The sequence below is a fragment of the Natribacillus halophilus genome, assembly GCF_900100185.1.
Lineage (GTDB): Bacteria > Bacillota > Bacilli > Bacillales > Marinococcaceae > Natribacillus > Natribacillus halophilus.
Genome location: NZ_FNEN01000039.1, coordinates 1 through 3,819, shown reverse-complemented (window position 1 = coordinate 3,819; position 3,819 = coordinate 1). Strand labels below are relative to the sequence as shown.

Genomic DNA, 3,819 nt, shown 5'->3' with positions numbered 1-3,819 from the left:
AGAAGCGCACTCTGGTGCTGGTAGATCCTAATGGCATGAAAATCTGAGAAATCAAGAGCATATGGAAGAATATCTAATTACAAAGAGGGAGGTTGATGAAAAACCATACGAAAAAAATTCAGATAATATTATGGGAAATAAACATGTAGATAGTTGAGTTATGAAAATAATAATTAACTTCATCGATTCAGGGCAAATCAGAGATCATTGTCTCACTGATTGTTGTGTTGGAATATAAATCAAACTTATAGTTTTCCTTTTATTTAGGCATCGATACGGTGGGAAGAAATTTCTATACGGGGAGTGTTTAAAATGAGTAATAACGATATTTTAGAAGAACAAGTTCAAAAGGAAATTGAGGAAAGAACAAAGATAATGGAAGACCCTGCCTATGATTTTGGAAAACCATTTAATAGGATAGATTTCCTTGGTATAGGTGTAGTCACTATTATATGTATCGTTGGAATAGTCTGGGGGTATTTATAATACGTTTTTCAATAATTTTTGATCTCAAGTGTGATACCTATCATGTATGGTGGGAAAACATGGATATAACAATCACAATAAAGAAGGAGGTTCTTATGGATGGCTAACAAAACAATTATTACAGCTGCAGTAACAGGCGCAGGAGAGACATCGGGAAAAAGCCCCCATGTTCCGGTTACGCCGAAGGAAATTGCGGATGCTGCTATTGAATCTGCAAAAGCGGGAGCGGCCATTGCTCATATTCACGTACGTAATCCGAAAACAGGGAGTTTGAGTCATGATGTAGATCTTTTTCGCGAAGTTGTGGAGCGTATTCGCGAGTCTGAAACGGATGTGGTGCTTAACATAACGGCAGGTGGTGGTGGCGACTTCGTTCCTGATCTCTACAACCCGACACAGGGAGGGGCGGGAACCGATATCCAAACACCGAAAGAACGCCACGAACCTGTGAAGAAGTTACTTCCGGAAATATGCACGCTCGACTGTGGTAGCATCAATTTCGGTGATCAAGTGTATCTAGGACCGGCCGGTTGGTTGCGTGAACATGCAGTGCTTATCCAGCAAAGTGGCGTGAAACCCGAGCTGGAGATTTTTGACACAGGACAGATCCGTTTAGCCAATCAGCTGATTGAAGAAGGTTTGATTGACGGTCATCCGATGTACCAGTTTTGCCTAGGCATTCCTTGGGGAGCAGCCGCAGATGCTGAAACAATCACTTACATGCGAGACCGTATCGTCGAAGGCGTAAGTTGGTCCGCTTTTGGCATTGGTCGTATGCAATTACCGATGGTTGCTCAGACTGCGCTACTTGGTGGAAATGTGCGCGTGGGTTTGGAAGATAACCTGTATCTAGACAAAGGTGTGCTGGGAACCAACGCCCAACTGGTCGACAAAGCCGTTGGCATTCTTCAGGGCCTAAGCATCGAACCCATGACCCCTCAAGAAACGCGTGAATCCTTAAACCTTCGGACGTTTGAAAACTAGCGTGAGTTTCCTATAATTTCCTGATAATGCTGTTATGACAGGGTTTACAGGGCGATTTGTGTATAAACTAATTATGGCTACGATTAGAAAGCAAAAAGTAGGTAAGCACACATACTGGCAAATCGTTGAATCCAGGCGGGTCAATGGCAAACCGCGCCCTGTCGTTTTAATGCATTTGGGCACAGCTGAGCAATTGATGTATAAACTAAGAAACGGGCCATTGATTAAAAACGTTCGTTCTCGTTCTCACGGAGCTGTCCATCTATTGTGGCAAACGGCTGCTGAACTAAACGTCCTCAACATTTTTGAACAGCACTTTCCCGATCGGATACGGGACGGGCAGACGGTTGGAAAGTCGTTATTATTGGCAGCCATTTATCGGTCTCTGTCACCCGGAAGCAAAAGAGGCTTTTCAGAGTGGGCCAACCAAACCACATTGCCGGCTTTAGCGGGTTTTACATCGGATAAATTGGATAGCCGACATTTTTGGGACCAGATGGATACGATTACCGATGCCCAACTGGAAGCAGCGGAACAAGCGCTCACGCGCCACATGGTGGAACAAGGCTTATTGTCGTCGCGTTTATTGTTTTATGATTTAACCAATTTTGCGACCCACATTGCCTCAACCAATGAGAAATCGGACTTGGCCAAACGAGGACGCAATCAACAAAAACGCAATGATTTGAAACAATTTGGATTGGCTCAGGTTGTTACAAGGGAATTCCTTGTTCCGGTGCTGTCGAATGTTTATGAGGGCAATCAAGTGGACAGCACCCGGTTTATTCCTTTTCTACATCAATTACGGAACAAATTGACTGAATTGCAATTGGCAGTGGAGGAGTTTACCGTTGTCTTTGACAAGGGCAGTCATACGAAAAAGAACTTCGCTGAACTGGATGCTTCCGAAATTTCTTACGTCGCATCGTTATCACCGGCCTATCATAAGGATTTGGTTAACATTCCTTTCTCAAAATATACCCCCGTTAGAGATTGGAGAGAATGAAATATCCTGTTATCGCACACAAAAGGAGGTGTGGGGCAAGGATCGAACCTTGGTTCTTTATGTGAGTGATCGATTACGTCAGGGACAAATCCGTGGTCTACATCAGTCCATGGCCAAAAAACAGCAGCAGTTACAGGAACTCAAAGACAAATTGAATAACCCGCGGGCTCACAAACGGGAAAAAGAAGCGCTCGAACGGGAGATTCATGGCATTTTAAAAGGAGAGCAATGCCACCTTATCCTGAAGGTGTTTCTGCATGAAAAAGGAAACGGCCGTTTTGATCTTGATTGGATTTGCGATTTATCGGCCTATCAATGGGTCACAGAGGTTTACTTTGGCAAACGCATCATTACAACCAGTCGACACGAATGGTCGGATGCGGAGATCAACGCAGCTTACCAAGGTCAAAACCACGTCGAACAAGTATTCAAGCATCTGAAGAACCCTTTTTATCACGCCGTAACGCCGCAGTTTCATTGGACTGATCAAAAGATCAAGGTCCATACCTTTACCTGTCTGATCGGCCTCCTGCTTTCACAGTTATTGTGGAAGAAGGCAAAAGAAGCTGGCTACCGAATGAACGTGGAAACGTTGCTGGATCGATTGAGCGACGTTCGCTTGGCTGAGATTTACACCATTTATGATTTGAATGAAAAGCCCCAAAAAGAAGAGCGCTTAGAAGACATGGATTCAGAATTGAACATTTTATATGACACCCTGGCGAACAAAGACTTTTAGTGTATACACGCCAGGGCACTTGTCATCCCTTATATGCCAAGGGTTTAAGGCTATTTTTTAGCTTTGGCGTAGGAAACTCACGCTAGGGAAAAGATGTGAATAAATGTCGATGGTTATTTGAATGAATGAAGGGCTTCATCTCTCCTGAACGACTTTGCGGGGAAATTATTTTTAATAGTGTCACGTGAGTATGTTTTTAGACTCGATGCCTTCACACAACAATCAACATCCATGGTATAATGTAATTAAGGCGAGGTGAGGGCATGCCAAAGAAAAAGATCTCCGAAAAGAATTATGATATTATTTTTAAGGCTATGACGGAACAATTTGGCCAAAAAGCGTTGAACTTTTATGGGATCTATACCGCCCCTATTCTTCGTGTGGAACCAACGGATTTACCGGTGATTGATGTCAACGAACGCCGCATGGATTTCGTGTTTTTATTACAAGATGACACCTACCTTCATCTTGAGTTTCAAACAACCTTCAACATAAACGATCTCAAACGATTCAAATTGTATGATACAGCCTTATATGACAAAACAGGGCGAAATATCTATACGTATGTCATTTATGGCGCTGATATAACGAAAGCCGATGAACA

2 protein-coding genes and 2 pseudogenes are annotated in these 3,819 nt (G+C 43.2%); all 4 read left to right on the top strand.

Annotation, left to right across the window (positions count from 1 at the left end):
* Positions 1–312 precede the first annotated feature (312 nt).
* Positions 313–486 (top strand): hypothetical protein, encoded by a 174-nt coding sequence (locus BLS58_RS17780; protein WP_176764841.1) that lies wholly within the window; start codon positions 313–315, stop codon positions 484–486.
* Between the two features lie 99 nt (positions 487–585).
* Positions 586–1,470 (top strand): beta-keto acid cleavage family enzyme, encoded by an 885-nt coding sequence (locus tag BLS58_RS17040; protein WP_090400336.1) that lies wholly within the window; start codon positions 586–588, stop codon positions 1,468–1,470.
* Between the two features lie 73 nt (positions 1,471–1,543).
* Positions 1,544–3,215 (top strand): annotated as a pseudogene (locus tag BLS58_RS18475) (IS1634 family transposase).
* Positions 3,216–3,478: 263 nt separating this feature from the next.
* Positions 3,479–3,819 (top strand): annotated as a pseudogene (locus BLS58_RS17025) (hypothetical protein); the annotation flags it as partial.

Coding starts and splice junctions, on each gene's coding strand:
- BLS58_RS17040 (WP_090400336.1), top strand. CDS start 586: ATGGCTAACAAAACAATTATTACAGCTGCAGTAACAGGCGCAGGAGAG.
- BLS58_RS17780 (WP_176764841.1), top strand. CDS start 313: ATGAGTAATAACGATATTTTAGAAGAACAAGTTCAAAAGGAAATTGAG.